Here is a 17,811-nt window from a genome sequence, read left to right on the forward strand (position 1 = left end):
AAGCACACTTATTATATTTTTATAATACAGTCTTAGCAAAGCAATTAATCTCCCCTCTCAAGCCCCCTCCTTTTTCTAAGGAGGGGGTAGGGGGTGGTCTTCAATAAACTTTTGTATCTCCTCCAATACTCCATTTATATTTTTATAAACATCTGTATTCGTAAATCTCAACACGGTAATTCTTTGAGTATTAAAATATTCAGTTCTAATTTTATCATACTCAATTGCATCCTCTGTAAAATGTGAATCTCCATCTACTTCAATTACCAATCTTAATTTTGTACAATAAAAATCTACGACGTACCTTCCTATACCATGCTGCCTTCTGAATTTTAAGTCAAGATAATTTCCATTCTTTAACTTTGACCACAACATTATCTCTGCTTTTGTAGAATCATTTCTTAACTCCTGTCTCTTATCTTTATATTTATGAAGATTAAAGTATTTCACTTCAATTCATTTTCTTTCCAGCATCATTAACAACTGATGTTTATACTCATCACCATCTTTAAAATAATTTTTATGAAATCCGTACTCTGTAAATCCTAGGCGTTCATATGTTTTTACAGCTGAAATATTATCTGATACCACTCCAAGTGTGATCTGCTGAACTGTTTCGTCTTCAAATATTTTTTCAATCATAAAATTCATAAGCTCATAAGAAATATTTTTTCCTCTGTACTCAGGCTTTGTATATACCTGAACAAGCAATGCTTTATGCCTCGTTTTTACTCCCGTCTCTCTTTTATAACCGCAGATAGCAATTAAATTCTCACCTTCAAACGCACCGAAGATTTTATTATTTGCATCACCGTTTCTTATCGCTGCTTCAAAATATAATTCAGGAATATTAACCTGCTCTTCGTAAGTCGCTCCGAAATTTTCACTCGCATTCTGAAGACACTCGAGCCTTATCACTCTATATTTTTTACTTTCGGACGGATTTAATTCACGGTATTCTATACTCATTTATTATTAATAATTTTTATGGCTTCATTTAATATTACATCTTCATTACCTGAAAGCCGTTTAAAATCAAATTCAACTTCAGGAATAAATTTTTCCCGCAGAGTTCCGTTTACATGAAAAAGTTTTTCCACGGGAAATGAAAATCTTATTTTGCTGTCCGGCATTTCGAATGAATAAATCGCTCCGCAAAGTCCCGCCAGCTTTGTTCCTATGATGACTCCGCTTTTTATTGCATCAAATCCGATTGTAATGCCCTCTCCCACGCTTCCCGTCCATCTGCCTGCGAGGACATAAGTTGGTTTGGAATAACACTTTCCTTTTCTCGGAGAAACTATTTCCATCCAGCTCCTTTTTATACCGGTCGCAATTTCTTCTGCAGTCAATTCGTGCTTCTGATAAAATTTATCTTCACTTACAAACCAGCCGAGTATGGCACGAGCAACCGTTGTATTACCGCCGCTGGGAGTATCACGTAAATCAATGATGACTGACTTAGTATTTCTCATCAATTCCATCGCCTCATCAAAATATTTTATCACATCATTATCAAAGAGACAGTTGTTTATTTTTATATAACCTACTCCATCGTTAATATTATATTCAACCATTTCTTTTTTATCTTCAGTTTTATATTCATCAAATAAAAAACTTCTCACTTCACCGTTTAACTTCAATATTAACTTTCGTTTGCTTCCTCTTCTGCCTGCAAGTACTTTATTGAGAGCGTAATTTTTTGCATCGTCATCAATAACTTTTAACGATTTACCTATATAATTTTTTATTGTTTCCTCAATCGGAACATCATTCACAACAATAATTTCCATTCCTGTTTTCAAATCAGGATTTGAATTCCAAACTTCTCTTTTAATATCAACAAGTATTGGCTTATCATCTATAAATTCCCCCATGAAATCAGTTCCTGAAGGCACAAGTCTTGGTGAGTTACCTGTATTTGTATTCAGCGATGCGTGATTATCATAAATTTCATCAAACACATTTTCAAGAATTGAAATAAACTCTTCTCTTGATTTTACTTTCTCAATCAGCGGTGAATATATCTCTTTAACTTTGTTCCAGTTTGTCTGCTTTTTATCAAAGTAACAGTAATCGTCATTGATAGTCTGCCAGAAGTAATTAAAATCCTCTATATAATTTATATCGCTGCTCAAATATTTTAGTTTAATTCCAGAGTAAATTTCCTCTGCACATATTCAGGTAATCGCAGTCTTTGCAGACCTGATTGCTTTCAAATACCGGAAGCGCTGGAAAATTATTCTTCCTGTATGAATTCAGTTCACTCAGTTTTTTTTCTACAAACGATACAAACTTCTTCACATCGTCTTTGAATATCAATCCCTCATTGCATCTTACATTTGAAAATATCTCCGCGGCTTTTTTAAGTTCATCTATGTAAGTCCGCTCTTCACGCTTGCGAAAAGTTTTATAGTTATGTCCTTCAATAGCAAGCGAGCGCATTATTTCCCTACACAACACTTTTGAGACAGACTCTTTATCAAAGAAATCAATCTGCTCTAAATCAACTTCGTCGAAAATTCCTTTGTACTGCGCAAAGTTAAGGACTTCAAAATATTTTTTGCAGTCTTTAACTGCATTTTCTTTCACGTACTCATAACAATTTTCCGTCTGAAGATACTGAGCAAAAGTTAAATCTATATAGGTAAACTGTGTTAAAGTTACTTCGCCTCTTAATCTTTCATCAAGCAGATTTTTTCTGTTAGCAAGGACGTAATTATATATAAACTTTAATCTCTCCTGGTCAGGATTTTCATTCTTAAGCGCGGCAAGATATGAGATCGCCTGAAAATCAAAATCTTCTTCTTCGTTTGCAAAAATATAATCTATGTTTGTAAGCAGCGGCAAATCTTTTTTATTGAAGCGCGAGCTTCCGCTTTTGTAATCAACCAGTGTTTTTGTATCGCGCAAGTCAGCTCTGCCTTTTAAAATGAAATCTTTAGGTAAATCCTTTTCAGTGTTATCGTAAACTTTTTTCTTTTTGAAATATTCCATCAGCTCGTTATCAGTTCTCACATCCTGCTCTAAAGGAGTTTTTTGCACGGGATTCATATCCAGAAAACTCATAATATTATCCAAGGCAATTTTGAAATTGGTCCTTTCTATTTCAGCTTCTGATTTTGTGATTACGTTGGAATATCTCTTCAATATATAATCCATGATCTTCGCATAATTCTCTTTGCAAAACTCAGGATGGTGAAAATAAAACTCAGCGAAGTAATGGATGAGGTTACCTTTTAAAAAATACGGAGCATCTTTCTGCGGTGTTAGAGTATCATAAAAATATTTTGCGGGACATAGTACAAATCTTTTCAGCGGAGTCGGCGCAATGCTCTTAATCTCTTCTATATCTGCATTCAACGATAATACATTATTCTTAATTTCTTCTGACTTTGATTCTCCATAGATAAAGACAGGATTAAAAATCTTATCTTTAAAATCTGTTATCGTTCTGTTTTCAATGATGGAAAAATAAGGAGCGGGTAACACCTCTTTATTATCTTTTACTTCCTGAGCGAAATACAATCGTTCGCTTCCCTGCTGAAGCAGTATTTCAAATTTTTCTAAATTAATTTTATCTTCACGCGCTTTATCAATGTATTGTTTTTCATTGGTGGAAATACTCCACGTTTCATCAAGTCCGAGATAAATTATTATGTCGCGATTTATAAACGCCGAGTTCTTCGCATCGGCAAACAGCACTCCCTTTCTTTTTTCAGACTGCCCGATATCAAAATTTTCAAGTATATATTTCAGTTCAATTAATTTATCTTCCGAAATATTTTCATCAGCAAATCCGATTTTATTCAGCAGAATTTTAAACTGATTCAACTCATCACATCCGAATTTCTTTATTAAATCATCAGTTAATTTTCCAAAAGTATATTTCGAAATTTCGCTCATCATTTTATAAAGAGCTTTCAGCTTTGAATCAGCATTTGAATTTATTACTACTTCAAGATTGTAATCTTCTATTCTTGTATCGATATCAAATCCGAAAAGCTCTCCCGCTTCTTTCAAATCTTTTGCGCTGAGCAGATCGAACTGAAAAGAATTTTCTATAAGCCCCAGCATAAACCTTACAATAAGATTTTCATTGTAAGTATTTTTTATAAGAACATCTATACCTTCTTCTTTTAACCTTGTCTGAAGAAGAATATTGTAATCCGAGTTCGGCTCAAGCACAATTGCAGCGTTGTTCATATTTTCTCTTGTTAAAAGCTGCATCACGTTATCGATAAGAGTTTTCGTATTACCAAAAAGATACGCTCTATCTATGTTATATTTTTCATCGGTGAATATATTAATCTCATCATAAAAAACATTTTTTGGCAGGACCTGCAAGTCAAGTTCATTAAACAACTCTTTCCCTATTACCGCTATTTTTTTACCGGTAAAAAAACTTTCATTGAAGCTTTGCATAACAAACTCGAGCATCGGATATTTTTCAAAGAAAGGCAGCAGTTCTTTAACTTCATCTGTTAAATGAATTTCAGTTAGCTCAAGCAAGCCTGACTGGTTCCACACGTTCAGAATATTTTCCGTAAGCGCGTGAACAAGCCTGAACGGCTTTCCTGTTTCTTTTGAAACTATATTTACAAATTCAAATTTGGAATAAATTTTTGCGAAGTGTATATCGGAGTATTTTTGCGCAAGCTGACGCGGAGTAACTGCAAAAACTCCGAAGCGCGGAGTATCGATTAAGTGGTTTAATCCTCTTGCAAGCGCAGCATCTGTAGTGAGCACACAGTCGTACTGCTTTGCGGAGTTATAAATTTCCTGTATTGACTTTACCCTGTTCATTCTTAGTGTACAATTTAGAATAAAAATAGAGTAAAGTTAGTTCAAAAAATTGTCGTGAGATGGGAATTATTTTAAACTTTACTTACTTATAGTTTTGCACAACGCTTCCGTAAATATCGCTTCCGATTCTTCTGAAAGTATAAACATCGACATGATTTCCTGTTGTCTGAGTGGGAGTAACGTTTCCGCTCCAATATAAACTTAAACCGTCAAGCGGAAGCCATGAAACAGTATAGTTGCCGGTAGTATTTGCAACTGCGAATGTAATTGTCTGTCCGTCGCTCAATGCTGAGAGCTTAAATGACGTATTTGCCGCTAATGTTTTTGTAAAAATTGTTCCTGAATTTGCAAAGACCGTATCATTTACAACTGTTGAAGGCGGATAACTAAGCGAACCGGATATGTTAAGACTGTTTTTAATTGTTACTCCGTCTGCCTGAAAGCCGCCGTGCGAAACAACGGGTGCGTTTATATCAAGCACACCGTTATTGTTCCATAGTGAAATTTGGTCTGCGCCGGAATAAATTTTAATTTTATTGGAGTCATTATCGATGCTGACTTTCTTAACTCCTTTAGCAATAAAATCGAAATGGTCAGCATACAATGTTGCGCCTGTATCTATTTGTAGGGCATTTATTCCTTTTGAATTAAAATTAAGAAGTGAATTAGAATTCAAAGTATCTATACTTTGTGCTCTGTCGAATGTATTGGGAGAGTTCAATCCGGAGAATAATGAATTTATGCTGGTTCCGTTAAGCAGGTAATTACCACTGAGCAGATTTATATTTCCGGAAGTTAATGTTATAAATCCCGAGCCCGTTATTCCGGCGTTTAATAAAAGCAGAGAAGACGAGTTTAATACTGCGCCGCTGTTAAATGATGCGCTTGCGCCGAACACTCCGCCGTTTATAAATCTTACCTGCCTGTCGATTGTAAATTCGTTATCCTGGTCAGTTAAAGTGGTAAGTCCTATTTTTTGTTTTTGTCTTACCTGTGAAAAACAGTTTGATACTGTAAGCATCAACAGAAAAATTATAATAATTTTTTTCATGGATATATTTTTAATTTTAAAAATTTTATTAAGATTCTATTCCTGAAGTAAAATCTTCAATTACTTTCAGTGCAGGAATTACTGTGATATCCGTTGCTCCTGTATAGTTCGCTTCATCGGTAATCTGCGGCTGTACTCTGAAGGTTGAGCTTATCACATCGGTAAAATTATTGCTGCCGTCTTTATCAATGGTAAGCGTAATTCCATTGGGAGAAATAACAGTACAGTTTTCCAGCAAGCCGCCTTTCAATGTAAAATTTCTGAAATGATAAATTCTGCAGTTTATGAAACTTACACCTGACCAGATTCTTGCAGAAGTGCTGCCGTTATTTGTTGTGCCCCCGCCCAGTACAACTGTTGCATTTTCAATCGTTACTTTTTCCGAACAGTTTACATTCTGAAAACTTATCATTACACTTCTATCAGCTGCTACAAGGTTCACATAACTTTTCATACATGAAGCTGCGGGAAGCATGTATGTTGCTGAAGTTCCCATACCCTGTATTAAAACCTTGCAGATATTTATTGATGAAGGACTTGCAAATGATGTTACTGCTCCTTGTATCGTCGGGTAAACTTTTCCCTGTTGAGCTGTTACTCCCGGTGCAACTCTTGCATAATTTACAGACTCGGCATAGCCCTGATAATGAGCAATCTTATACTCAAGCCTTGCGTTGGTAATTAAATTATTCGGCGCGGAGTCTAAATCAGGGTCAGCATAATCAGTTGAGATAGGCTGGCGGATAGTTATAATCTGCTCAAATGTATTTGGTCCCGTAAAATCATTATTAGAAGCAAGACCTGCTTTCGCTGCAAGACCCGTTGTAATGGATGAACTGAGATTACTTAAGTCTGCAGCAAGCCCGCTGATTTTTGATTTGGGAATATCATTAGGCAGCCTATCTTTATTTATTGTTCCTGAAATTATTTCTTCTCCAATCACATTTCCATCGAAGTAATGACGTGTTCCTTCAAGGCCGTTGCCCAGAATATTTTCTATAAGCGTTCCGTCGTTTTTATGAAATGTGTAATCACCATTGGGAATATTTTTGGCAACATAGCCGCCGTTACCTATGTGGTAGGCAGTTATTTGCTCAAGCGTATTAATGTTTTTTAAGTAAGGATTGGTAAGTGTTGTATCGGGGTGATATGTATCGCCCGTTACCTGACCAATCCAGAAAATGTCTCTTGATGGCATATTTTATTTTATTGTTTATTGTGATAACTGGAAAAATTAAAGTAAGGAATATTTGCGGGGTCGAACAGCGGATAAGCTTTTTCAAGATTTACAGTCTGAAGCTTTAAGATAACTCCTTTATTTCCGTAAGCCCTGAAATCTGTTTTTATCAAACCCAGCTCGATATTTTCATTGGCAAAAAGCACTTCAAATCTTCTTGCAAGATTATCTTCATTGGGTGTAAGATATATTTTAAACGGAGATAATTCACTTTTCGAGCGCTGATAATCTACTACTGTTTTAAATTTAAAAAGTGTATCAAGATTAATGAACTGATTGTAGTATAGCGTGAAGTGAAGCCTGTAGCCTAAAAAATATTCTTTCATTTGCTTATTCAGGTCTTCCCGCTGAATTACAACCTCTTCGTGGCTTTCAACCATGCCTTCTCCGTTCAATTCATTGAAGGTATAATTACCTACAAAATTATTGTATCTGTCATAGACTGTAAGCCTCGGATTCTTCCAGCCGTTTACGTAATTAAATTTCATTATTTTATTCTCACTCCTGTAATTTTTGTTTTATTTTCCTGAAGATTTTTTTCCATCATAACCGGCTGCAGAAAGACCTGCGGACCGGGCACACCGAACTCTGCAGAGCGCGTTATTTTATATGTCTCGCAAAAATCGTAATCAATGCCCTCTACTTCTATTTCATATTGTAAATACCCTTCATCTTTTTTATTTCTTTCACTTGTAGCAATTCTCTGCTGAATGTAATCAGGGTTAGGATTTGTATCATCGTTCTCAAGGTCTTTTAGTTTGGCAGCTGATACTTTATAATCTGCAAGATGTGAACTGAAAAAAAATAATCTGCTCTGCTCGGGATATTCTTCAGATATAGCCGTAAACGGAATTTGGTACTCCAGTTTATCCGGCTCTTCAAGAGTTGCGCTTGTTCCGATATTTCCTGAGCTGTTTTCAATTTTATTATAAGCATCGCTCACACGCACAAATTTTATTTTAGTCGGCGCTGCAACAACATTCATGCTGAGAATTCTTTTGAGTTCAGTGTAGTTTGTGAAAATTCTTTTATGCTTCCACGATACTTTATCAAAGCTGGAGAATGAATAATACGAGAAAAGATTCCGCGCTAAAGTTTTCAAGAGTTCGTTAATTTTTAATGGTCCAAGCCCCTGGTTATAATGAACAAGAGTAACAGGCGGCGGATTACCCGAACCTATAAGAGGATAGTCACCGTTCCAGTTATGATAGTAAGTAATGTATTCATCATCTTCATAGACTCTTTCAAATGATTGGGAGAATTTATCGCCGGAATCCGTAACTCCTATTATAGGACGCAGCACGCCTTTTTTAAAAACTAAATAACGGCCTATCAGGTTAGCAAGAATTTTTCTTATTCCTACCATTTCAACCGGTTCGGATAATAGCTCCGTATTATTATAAAATCTAAGTCTGCAATCGAATTCAATCTGAATGTCAGGATTTAAAATTTTAAACAGCTCTGTTATAAATCCAAGCAGATTTATATCTTTGTCATTTTCTCTGGGGGCATATATAGAGCCCGGCTTTAAAGTATAATTTCCCGTTGTTCCTATTTGCGTGTTTACGGCATTGATACTGAATCCGTACTGATGCGCCCTTATCATAGGGTCATTTGGATTTGAAATATTTTCAATTTGCAGTGTTGTCCTGGGAATTAGTCCTCTGTGGTGGAGGTAATCCAGCAGGCGCGGGTCGCCGAGGTTTGTATTCTTCAGCTTGCTTATTCCATCTGTAAACCGCAGCACAATCTGTTTTTCTTTCACATCTCTATCTACACTTTCAAGATATCCTTTAAAAAAATTTTCATTATTTCTTTTAATCAATAAATAAAAAACCTGTTCATAATTAAACGGGAACCTGTTATTGTACAAGTTCAGTACATTCACAAAGTAATTGTAATTTGCAGATTCGTCATCGAAGTCATCTATAGTAAGTTCTATACCGGAAGGATAAACTGAAGTATCGTCGTTATCAGGGTCTTCAAATCCCTGGCTTAGCTCAGAGATATCAAAAATGTTTAAATCTTTAGGTACGCTTCCCATAAAATGAAATTCATACTCTCCCGAAAGCAGACTGTACTGTTTTATTAAGTATGATTCCTGGCTCATGAGCGTTCCCTCCCTATTCTATTCTCTGTTCTTTGCAGTGAAAGTTTTAAATCTGTTCCTCTTATTGAAGTAGTTACAATGTACGGTTCTCTTACGGTATGTATTACAGGCGGCTGAGGTTTTACATTTCCTGCAAGCTGAAGGATTTCACGGTGCGATGTGATTGAGCCCGTTACATTCGGAGTGAACAGCTCCATTCCGTGCTCACCTACTAAGTAAGTGCTTCCTCCCCATACCATTCCGCCTCCTGCTTTAGGACCAACTGCAGATACTGCAGCTGCTGCAACCGGACCTATACCCGGAATAAATGAAAGTCCCGTTTTTAAAAATCCAAACAACCCGCTTGCTGCTTGCGCTGCCTGAATAGCTGCAAGGATAGTTTCTATTACTGTAAGCGCTGTGCCGAATCCGTCAATCAGTTGTCCTACAAAAGTATCTGCTCCGATGTGAAGATTGTTCATTATAGTTCTTAGTGAACCGCCGAGCTTCTGCGCCTCACCGTAAGCCTGCTCGAAAACTTGGTAGGGGTCAGGACCTTTGTTTTGCTTTGCACCTCCTGCAAGATTTTTTTCCCGATGCTCTGTTTTATATATCTGAATAATAGAAGGTCTTTCTTCATATTCAGTATTGAATGAACCGTAACTTGTTTTTGTATAATTATTAAGATTTGTTGTAGTAGTTTCAACGTTTTTATTTCCGGCACCTTGATTATTGGGTAACCTTTGTGATGGACCTTTTGACGGATCCGATGGACCTCTTTTGTTCTCGTCTTTACCTTCATTTTCATTAATTTTCTTTTTAAGATTTTCCAGCTCTTCATCTATTTCTTCTATTGTTTTATCTAACTCACGTCCTTTAAGAACTTTTTTTCCTGTATCATAAAGTTCTATGTAGGGGGCTACTGATTCGGAAAGATAAGATATCATAGACAATATAGTGTCAAAATCGATATCTTCTCCGTCTTGAGCATATTTCTTTACCGGGTGTTTAGCATTATACTCCTGCCATTCTTTATATTTTCTTTGGAAGTATTCTTTCCATTTAGGATCATTAAAATCAACATTATTTGTGTCCAAACCTTGTTGTTCGAAGTAAGGAACAGGATTTAAAATTGGTTCCTTTGGAGCTACATTCGTATTATCTCTATTATGAAAATCATCACCCATCTCCCTTATTTCAACATTACTTGTGATAGATTTTTTAACTAGAGTAGTAATTATAGCTGCAAATTTTCCTTCCTCACCGCCAAATTCTGCTACTGCAGACATTCCTGTGTCAAACATCCAATCTTCTATTAGTTTATTCATTTCAGCAATTGTTTCTTTACGCTTCTTTTCCAGTTCCCTTATTCTTTTTCGCGGATCGTCATCGTTTAATGAAAAGCTTGAAACGAATTCGTCCGCGCTGTCAGAAGTCTGCTGAATAATATTTTTTACTTTCAAAAATTTATCAGTTAAGGTATCCAAATATTTAAGATTATCCTCATTGAAAAATTCATTTAATTTTAAAGTTTTTAGTTCCATAATTTGTTTTTACAAATTTATTTTTATGTTGAAAAATCCAATGCCATAAATTATATTGGAATATATTTTAAAGCATCTACTTTGAAAGAGTCAACTTATTTAGTTATTTTAAAATTTATAGCGGTTTTGTTCGCAGCATTAATTTTTGAAGGAAGATTTAAAATTTATTTTAATACTTCACCTAAGGAAAGTTTTAAAAGGTTATTTACCGGATATGATAAAGTTAAATTCATAAGACTTTTATTAAGTGTAGTATGTATTTTGGCGGCATTATTTACCGATGTTTTCCTGATTGAAAAATTTAAAAATGAACACATTTTTATTCCGGCGTTTATGTTTTTCGCTGTAATATTATTAATTATTAGTTTCAATTTGAAGCAAAAGGAAAAAAGTGATAATCGAAATTGAATATTTGTAACGAATTATAAATATGTTTAGAAAAAGCTTAAAATATAAAAACTTTAGCATTGAACGAAATTGCGGATGTGAAGATTGCGCATTATAGTATTTAGAGAGCCGCCAAGTTTTCGCGCTTCGCCGTAAGCCTGCTCGAAAACTTTGTAAGGGTCCTGACCTTTTGCTAACTTAGCTGGATTTCTATTAGTGCCGTATGCATCAGAAACTCTGGCCCCGTCTTTTTCTTCCTCAGGTAGTCCTCCCGCTCTTTGTCCTCTTGGAGGTCTTTTTCTGTAATGGTCTGAAGGGATTGAATAATTTCTTCCCGGCGTTTCGTAATCGTCAGTTGTCTTTCCGTACAGTTCATCGGCGATATTATCTAGACTTTTAACAGTGAAGCCGCTTAGATGCGACTGAAGTTTATTTTTAAAATCTTTCTCGTTGAGTTCGTTAAGCTTCTCCTGAAGCTCTACTCTTTCTTTTAAAGTTTCAGCATCTTCACCGGTTAGTGAGTTAAGTTTATCCTGAAGAATTCCTACTTCTTTTTTGTAATCAATCTCCTGACCAAATGCTTCTGCATATTCATTCTTAAAGTCAATAACTTCAGTGAGAAGTTTTGATTTATCAAACTTTGCTCCTTTCAATTCAAAAGCTGTTTTTATCTGGTTATAGAGATTATTTATAAACTCATCTCTAAAATCTTCATCGGGAGTTGTTTTGGGTTTTGGGGGCTTGCGGACTTTTTGCCGTTTTTGTTGTGTTTTCTTTTTTTGATTATTTGTTAATATTGAAAGTGCATTTCTCTTAAAATTTTTAAATCCGCCAAAAGCAAAAGGATTATCCTCTAAACCCAGACCGAAATCCCCGCCCTTAATTGATGATTTATTTTCCTTATATTGAACAACATCATCATCATCTTTGCGCTTTAAATAATCAGGGAGATCAGGAGTATGTGTTGTCCAGAAATAATCGGCATTATTTTGTGAAGGAAGAGTAGGGGTATAATTATTTTTTAAGAGTTTTCCTTCCTTAGGTTCATTATACTGATTATAAAGATGATATAAAAAATCTCCTGCTTGACTGTTTACATAACTCTGAACAAAGCCCATAACAGCTAAAGGAATCTGACTTCCCGGTACAAATACGGAGGCAATTGCAGGACCAAGTTTATCACGAACAAAAGATACAAATGTTGCAATTTCCAGTGGTGATGGAAGAATTTCAGGGTAAACTTTTGAGATTGGACCCTGCGGTGAATCCGGATCTCTTTTACCCACTGCAAGCATCTTTATCATTTCCCAATAGCTTGTTTGGTTACCACTTATCAACAACTCAGTCGGCTTACCAAGCGTACTATTACGAGTCATATAAGCCGTTACAATGTTAAGTGCAAGTTCTCCTAAATCCCAATAAAGATTACTGTTATTTTGAGATCCCTGAATTTCTTTTGTTGTTGGAATATCAATTCCAAATAAAAGCTTTGGTAATACTATTCTTGGATCAAAGTCTCTTTCAGTAAAACGATTATTGGGAGTGTCGCTGTTTATATCTTTTATAATACTATTCAGTGTTTTCAAACCGACTGTAGTGTCGGAAACTGTTTTATTAAACTCCTCTATTTCTTTTGAAAATGAATTCATCGAGTTCTTATTTAAATTTTAGCTTTTTGAATTTTTGCATAAGTAATCAAGGCTAATCAAATATTGTATTGACTTTATTTCTTAGCCCTAATATATTTATGGTATGTGGACAATTGTTATACTTGGGGCAGTAATTATAATATTTATTGATTTATTGTTTATTTGGGCGAGTAAACAAAATCCCAAATCCACACGAAAAGGATTATGGGAATCCCTTAAAGAATTAAACAAACTTGAAAAAGAAAGAAGTAAGAAAAAATCCCATGAAACTATTAAATAGTGAAAAAACTTAATCGATACTTGTTAAATTTATGTTTGAACTTATTATTGTAATAATAGTAACTATAATTGGTGCTTTCTTAACAGTTTTCGTTAACAAAAAAGAAAAACAGGCTATACGTGAAGATTTAAGGGATAATTTTTTTTATCCTAAATCACTTTCACCTGCTCAGGAAAAAGTCCGTCTTGAACAAATTCAAAAGAAAGAAGAGCAGGAAAAGTCAAACGGAAAATCCATATCCTATTAATTATTACTATGCTCCGGACAATATGAAAACCCTGTCTTTGCCTGTTTTACGAATTTATTTTTTATAAACACCTGCTCCTGAAATTTACCTTCCTCGCCTCTTTTATGTAGTTGTTGGTGAGGAACCCCAACAACGGCGTTAAAAAATATGTTACGCTTCAACCCTCCAACAACTACTTATTTCATTTAACTATTGACTTTATTATTTAGTCCACATATTTTTATGGTGTAAAGATTATTATACGTTGTATTTTAATAGAATTTAATTCGTAAACTTAAAAAATGGAAAATGGAAATATATATTCTTATGATAATTGCAGGATTAATTGGTATTCTCTATAGAATTAAAAAATGCGGAGGCTGGGAAAATTATAAAGAAAAAGTAAAAAAAAGTATTTGGAATATGTAACTTAATTTCTAAAGTAATAATACATAGTATTCATTTCTTCCTGCAGTATTCCGATTTCCTTTTTTAAATCAATCTCTTGGCCAAATGACTCTGCGTATTGATTTTTAAAGTCTATAACTTCTGTGAGTAGCTTTGACTTATCAAACTTTGCTCCTTTTAATTCTAAAGCTTTCTTTGGATAATACTAAATGGCAAAACATGATACTACACTTCCAACTTGGGAAGATGTTAAGAAATATTCTAAAAAAATAAAGAATTTTATAGAAAACCTTTTCAAAGGATCAAATTTAAGAAAATAACTCTAAAGAAATTGGCTACGCTGACGGGGGACCTGGTATAAATCTTTTAAGAGAGGTACAGATTATAAAATTCAACAAGGAAAATACTTTAGAGGAAGTACAAAAAATATTTTCACAAATTCTAAAAAGAGAACTCCCGGTTCTTAAAAGTATCTGCTCCAATGTTCAGATTGTTCATTTAAGCCGTTGTTGGTCTTCCTGACCAACAACCACAAGAATATGAAAATCCTACCCTTTCCTAATTGACGAATTTATGTTAGCAAATAACACCTATCACTGAAATTTACCTTTCCCGCTTTTTTAAAATCCACTATCTAAACAAAAATTGCCGGCGAGAACTCCGCTAACACTTTCAGGCTTTGAAAGCAGCGGCACTGCACCGGCAACTAAAATTGAAATAATTTCAGATTTTCAAAAAAAATTCAGCTATTCATTATTATTGGCCCACCATTGAATAAAATTTTCCTTCTCCCTAATAATTAAATATATACCAGCCGCGCTTACTTTCATTTTTTTTGCTTCATCATATTTTGTAAAATCTCCGCTGCAAATTTTATAAATGACATCTTCAAAAGTATTTTTTAAGAATCCTGTATCGTAGTTTCCGGAGTCAGCTCTGAATCTGATGACTGATGGCTCATTATCGATGTATCCGCAGCGCTCCTTAAAGCTCTCAATAAGTCGAGCGCTATAGGATTTAAGATAAAAAAATCGGCTACAACCTCCTTAAGTTCAGAGTTCTTCAGTTTTGAAAATCCCTTGATATCTTCTTCGACATTGATTGAAAAAATAATACTGAGAAATTTTTCAATAAGTTTGTTTTCGCTAAGGGTTTTGATAAGGTCAGCGATAGTTGTTTTACCAAGGTCAGTTAGATTAACGGATTTGATTAAATCCATTATTTGATAATCCTGATCTAAAGTAAGTTCTTCTTGCGAGGCTTCAAGTCCGCAGGAGAATTTGTATTTTTTAATATTTTCTTCCAATTTTTTATTAAAATTTTTGAAAAAGTAGTTAAAGAATGTTGTTAAAATTCCATTAGTGGGTTTACATATACATTTTGTTGAAACTTATGTTCTAAGAATATTAACTACTTAGAATTTACAATGAATAATTAAATCAACAAAAGCTAATATAAGTTATTACGAAGAAAAATATTTTGAGGCAAAACTAATTTCCTATCGGTAATCCGTCTATCCAAATCGTTGTAACTGGATCCCAATTATCTTCACCAATTGCTGCTTTAAAATCCTGTTTACTTTCAAAGTTTGCAGGCATTGTCGCACCTGTTAATTTAGTTCCAATAAAATTCGCATTTAAGATACTTGCATCAGTAAATGAAACTTGAAATAATATTGCATTTTTAAAAGAACTATTCGACAAATTACTCCAATCAAATTTTACATTGGAAAGATTTGAGTTTTCAAAATTACAATTCTCTAAGTTAAGAGATTCAAATACAGAATTTGATAAATCCAGAAAGGAGAAATTAGAATTTACTATTTCATAGTCACCTGAGACCACCACTAAACCTTGAAATTTATTCAAATAATCACCTTTAATGTTGTAAATTAAGGCATTCATACTGTCAAATAATTCTTGCTCAGAAAATAATTTACTGAATCCTTCCAGATTATATAAATTCTCCTGAACTCCTGCATTGTCATTAAACGGATCTGTAACCGCACTTTGTATTTTTATTACAGAGGATGAAATGCCCTTTGCATTATTAAGGAAATATACAATATCTCCTACCTGGTATTTGGATTTTTGTGGTCTGCCTGCTAAAGCCATAATCTATGTATTTATCTTTCTATAATTGCGTAAAATTTATTCTGACTTGTTACAGCGCTGCCTGAATCGACAGTCTCTCCTGCAGGAACAAGTGTATCTGTTGTAACTGTGACATTGCTTTCCATTGGCTGCACGCTCATCTCAAGCACAATATTTTGAGGATTATCCGGTGACTTAAGAGTCATTGTAGGAATAATATTCACCTGCGGGAAATAGAATGTTTGTTTTTTCCCGTTAACGACTCCGTTATTATAATAAACCGGATAAACATTATCTCTTAGCACATCAATAAGCTCCAGTTCGTCTTTTGATGTTTGCGCAAGGGTAACGGTGAGCTTCACTCTTCTCTTTCCGTCAATATCAATTGAATTCCCATCTGCAAAAGTTATTTCTTGCGAGTCAGTTTTATCTTCAAGAGTACCCGTTATGATATGACCTAACGGATGCCACTGTGCTCCGAAATAAATCTGTAAATCATTTCCGCCAAAAAGACGGATTCTTTTTGTATTTTTTGCGTAAGTTGCCATTTATATTTTTTTTAATTTTATGATGGTGTTGAAGTGGTTATTGCTGAAGTTAATGAACTTTTTGATGCATATACCTGTGAGCTGGAAAATTTCACTGTATAGCCTTCAAAAAAATATGAATTTACCTGTATACCGTTCGAATCGTTATTTGGATTTGAAACATCCGATACAGTTTTAATTATTTTTGCTTTAGCCGGTACGTTATTATAAATGAACCAGCCGAATTCTCCGACTTGTAAACTTGTCGGAACAGGTTTGTTTGAGATTGGCATGAATTGTTAGTTTTAATTTTATTCTAAAGGATCTGATGGAGTTAGACCCGGGAAATCAATCAATATCCCTACTAAAGTACTTTGGTATGTTAAAAGTAATTGATAACTGCTAAACAGATATTCAGATTCGAACGGTCTTGAAAATCCTTCAAGGTGATATATCGTTTTTGTCACCCCTGAAGAGTCTGAATTCGGATTAGTAACTTCGGTTGATGTACTTACAATTTTTGCTTTCTGAAGAACATTATTGTAAATAAAATAAGCCTCACTGCCTACTTGCAAACTAGTTGGTGCCGGTTTTCCCGATAGTGGCATTTTCTAATTATTTTGATTTATAAAATTCTTTTATTTCTTCGTCATATGTTTCAAACTTCTTATTCATAGTTTTTTTCATTTCACTCATAGTTTCACTTATATGTTTATACTCTGCTTTTATTGATTCTATTTCCGTTTTCATTTCAAAAAAACATCCCATTATTCCGCAGGCAAGGATAAGAATTTTTATAAATTCCCACGTGAAATATTTTGATAAGTTACTTGTATTATTTTCCGGCGGCATCTGTAATTATTGTTTTAATTTCTTGAAGCATCGCTTGCTGATATTCCTGTTATTAATCCGCCTACTCCAAGACAAATGTAACCCGCGCTTTGCATTACCCTGCCTGTTGAACTAATCAACGATGTACCAAGTGCCATTAGCAAACCGCCAAATGTTGTTTTCCAATTCTGCATAAATTATTAGTGAGCTTTGCTCAGTCCCGTCCTTCAGCGGGCTCCTTTTGATTTAAATATTGAGATTATTGATACGAATATTTTTGCAAGCTTTTCTAAAATTCCCACGCTTTGCTCTATATCATCTATAGTTCCTGATGACTTGGTTTCACTTGTTACCTTACTCATTTAATTTTTCGCTCCCCTTCAATTTTCTTTCTTCCAGTTCAATATATTTATTCAGTAAATCAATGCACCACTGCAAACCGATGTACTGATTTTTACTTGATACTGTTTCCTGAAGCTTTGCAAAATATTCCCTGTCCGATAAGTACATTTTCAATTGCAGACTGTCATTAACGGATTTCCCCGCAAAATTTGTTTGTGAGTAGACTTCTTTCCCTATGCATGCATCTGTGAAAGCAATAAATGTTAACATTATCGCTATTAACAATGCACCTGCAATTGGAAGTACTGTTATTCTTCTTTTTATCATTTCTGATTTTTCAA

Annotated in this window: 19 protein-coding genes; 1 reads left to right on the forward strand and 18 read right to left on the reverse strand. The window is 34.5% G+C overall.

Features of this window, described 5'->3' with window-relative positions; all coding sequences use genetic code 11:
* Positions 1–75 precede the first annotated feature (75 nt).
* The 10 genes from JST55_14470 to JST55_14515 form a co-directional block, all read right to left on the reverse strand.
* The gene (locus tag JST55_14470) at positions 76–456 is read right to left on the reverse strand and encodes a DUF559 domain-containing protein (protein MBS1494716.1); all 381 of its coding nucleotides are present in this window, start codon (positions 454–456) and stop codon (positions 76–78) included.
* Positions 457–969 carry a GNAT family N-acetyltransferase gene (locus JST55_14475; protein ID MBS1494717.1) on the reverse strand — a complete coding sequence of 171 codons (513 nt, stop codon included), beginning with the start codon at positions 967–969 and terminating at the stop codon, positions 457–459.
* Positions 966–2,138, reverse strand: a complete 1,173-nt coding sequence (locus tag JST55_14480) for a peptidase (protein ID MBS1494718.1) — start codon at positions 2,136–2,138, stop codon at positions 966–968. The genes JST55_14475 and JST55_14480 overlap by 4 nt, the downstream gene beginning before the upstream one ends.
* 10 nt (positions 2,139–2,148) lie before the next feature.
* A complete protein-coding gene (locus tag JST55_14485) occupies positions 2,149–4,806 on the reverse strand; it encodes a PD-(D/E)XK nuclease family protein (protein MBS1494719.1) in 2,658 nt (885 codons plus the stop codon).
* An 82-nt stretch (positions 4,807–4,888) separates the two neighbouring features.
* Entirely contained in the window at positions 4,889–5,857 is a 969-nt protein-coding gene (locus JST55_14490; protein ID MBS1494720.1) for a hypothetical protein, read from the reverse strand.
* A 28-nt stretch (positions 5,858–5,885) separates the two neighbouring features.
* Positions 5,886–7,055, reverse strand: coding sequence for a hypothetical protein (locus JST55_14495; GenBank protein MBS1494721.1), 1,170 nt, complete (start codon positions 7,053–7,055; stop codon positions 5,886–5,888).
* 8 nt (positions 7,056–7,063) lie between these two features.
* On the reverse strand, positions 7,064–7,582 hold the full coding sequence (locus JST55_14500) for a hypothetical protein (GenBank protein MBS1494722.1): 519 nt from the start codon (positions 7,580–7,582) through the stop codon (positions 7,064–7,066).
* Positions 7,582–9,204, reverse strand: coding sequence for a hypothetical protein (locus JST55_14505; protein MBS1494723.1), 1,623 nt, complete (start codon positions 9,202–9,204; stop codon positions 7,582–7,584). The genes JST55_14500 and JST55_14505 overlap by 1 nt, the downstream gene beginning before the upstream one ends.
* The gene (locus tag JST55_14510; protein ID MBS1494724.1) at positions 9,201–10,727 is read right to left on the reverse strand and encodes a hypothetical protein; all 1,527 of its coding nucleotides are present in this window, start codon (positions 10,725–10,727) and stop codon (positions 9,201–9,203) included. Before JST55_14510 ends, JST55_14505 begins: the two co-directional genes overlap by 4 nt.
* A gap of 461 nt (positions 10,728–11,188) precedes the next feature.
* The gene (locus JST55_14515; protein MBS1494725.1) at positions 11,189–12,763 is read right to left on the reverse strand and encodes a hypothetical protein; all 1,575 of its coding nucleotides are present in this window, start codon (positions 12,761–12,763) and stop codon (positions 11,189–11,191) included.
* Positions 12,764–13,074: 311 nt separating this feature from the next.
* On the opposite strand from JST55_14515, the gene JST55_14520 reads away from it, so the two are divergent.
* Positions 13,075–13,290 (forward strand): hypothetical protein, encoded by a 216-nt coding sequence (locus JST55_14520; protein MBS1494726.1) that lies wholly within the window; start codon positions 13,075–13,077, stop codon positions 13,288–13,290.
* A gap of 1,288 nt (positions 13,291–14,578) precedes the next feature.
* Here JST55_14520 and JST55_14525 read toward each other — a convergent pair.
* From JST55_14525 to JST55_14560, 8 genes are all read right to left on the reverse strand, one after another.
* Entirely contained in the window at positions 14,579–14,983 is a 405-nt protein-coding gene (locus JST55_14525) for a hypothetical protein (protein MBS1494727.1), read from the reverse strand.
* A gap of 184 nt (positions 14,984–15,167) precedes the next feature.
* Positions 15,168–15,791 carry a pentapeptide repeat-containing protein gene (locus tag JST55_14530; GenBank protein MBS1494728.1) on the reverse strand — a complete coding sequence of 208 codons (624 nt, stop codon included), beginning with the start codon at positions 15,789–15,791 and terminating at the stop codon, positions 15,168–15,170.
* Positions 15,792–15,802: 11 nt separating this feature from the next.
* Positions 15,803–16,318: a hypothetical protein gene (locus tag JST55_14535; protein MBS1494729.1), complete on the reverse strand. Its 516-nt coding sequence runs from the start codon at positions 16,316–16,318 to the stop codon at positions 15,803–15,805.
* 17 nt (positions 16,319–16,335) lie between these two features.
* Complete coding sequence (locus tag JST55_14540) at positions 16,336–16,590, reverse strand: hypothetical protein (GenBank protein MBS1494730.1); 255 nt, start codon at positions 16,588–16,590, stop codon at positions 16,336–16,338.
* Positions 16,591–16,608: 18 nt separating this feature from the next.
* The gene (locus JST55_14545; GenBank protein ID MBS1494731.1) at positions 16,609–16,905 is read right to left on the reverse strand and encodes a hypothetical protein; all 297 of its coding nucleotides are present in this window, start codon (positions 16,903–16,905) and stop codon (positions 16,609–16,611) included.
* A gap of 7 nt (positions 16,906–16,912) precedes the next feature.
* The gene (locus tag JST55_14550; GenBank protein ID MBS1494732.1) at positions 16,913–17,149 is read right to left on the reverse strand and encodes a hypothetical protein; all 237 of its coding nucleotides are present in this window, start codon (positions 17,147–17,149) and stop codon (positions 16,913–16,915) included.
* Between the two features lie 14 nt (positions 17,150–17,163).
* Positions 17,164–17,322, reverse strand: a complete 159-nt coding sequence (locus JST55_14555; protein ID MBS1494733.1) for a hypothetical protein — start codon at positions 17,320–17,322, stop codon at positions 17,164–17,166.
* Positions 17,323–17,482: 160 nt separating this feature from the next.
* Complete coding sequence (locus JST55_14560; GenBank protein ID MBS1494734.1) at positions 17,483–17,797, reverse strand: hypothetical protein; 315 nt, start codon at positions 17,795–17,797, stop codon at positions 17,483–17,485.
* Positions 17,798–17,811 lie beyond the last annotated feature (14 nt).

It is taken from the genome of Bacteroidota bacterium, from assembly GCA_018266835.1.
In the GTDB taxonomy this organism is placed as follows: domain Bacteria; phylum Bacteroidota; class Ignavibacteria; order Tepidaquicellales; family Tepidaquicellaceae; genus JAFDZO01.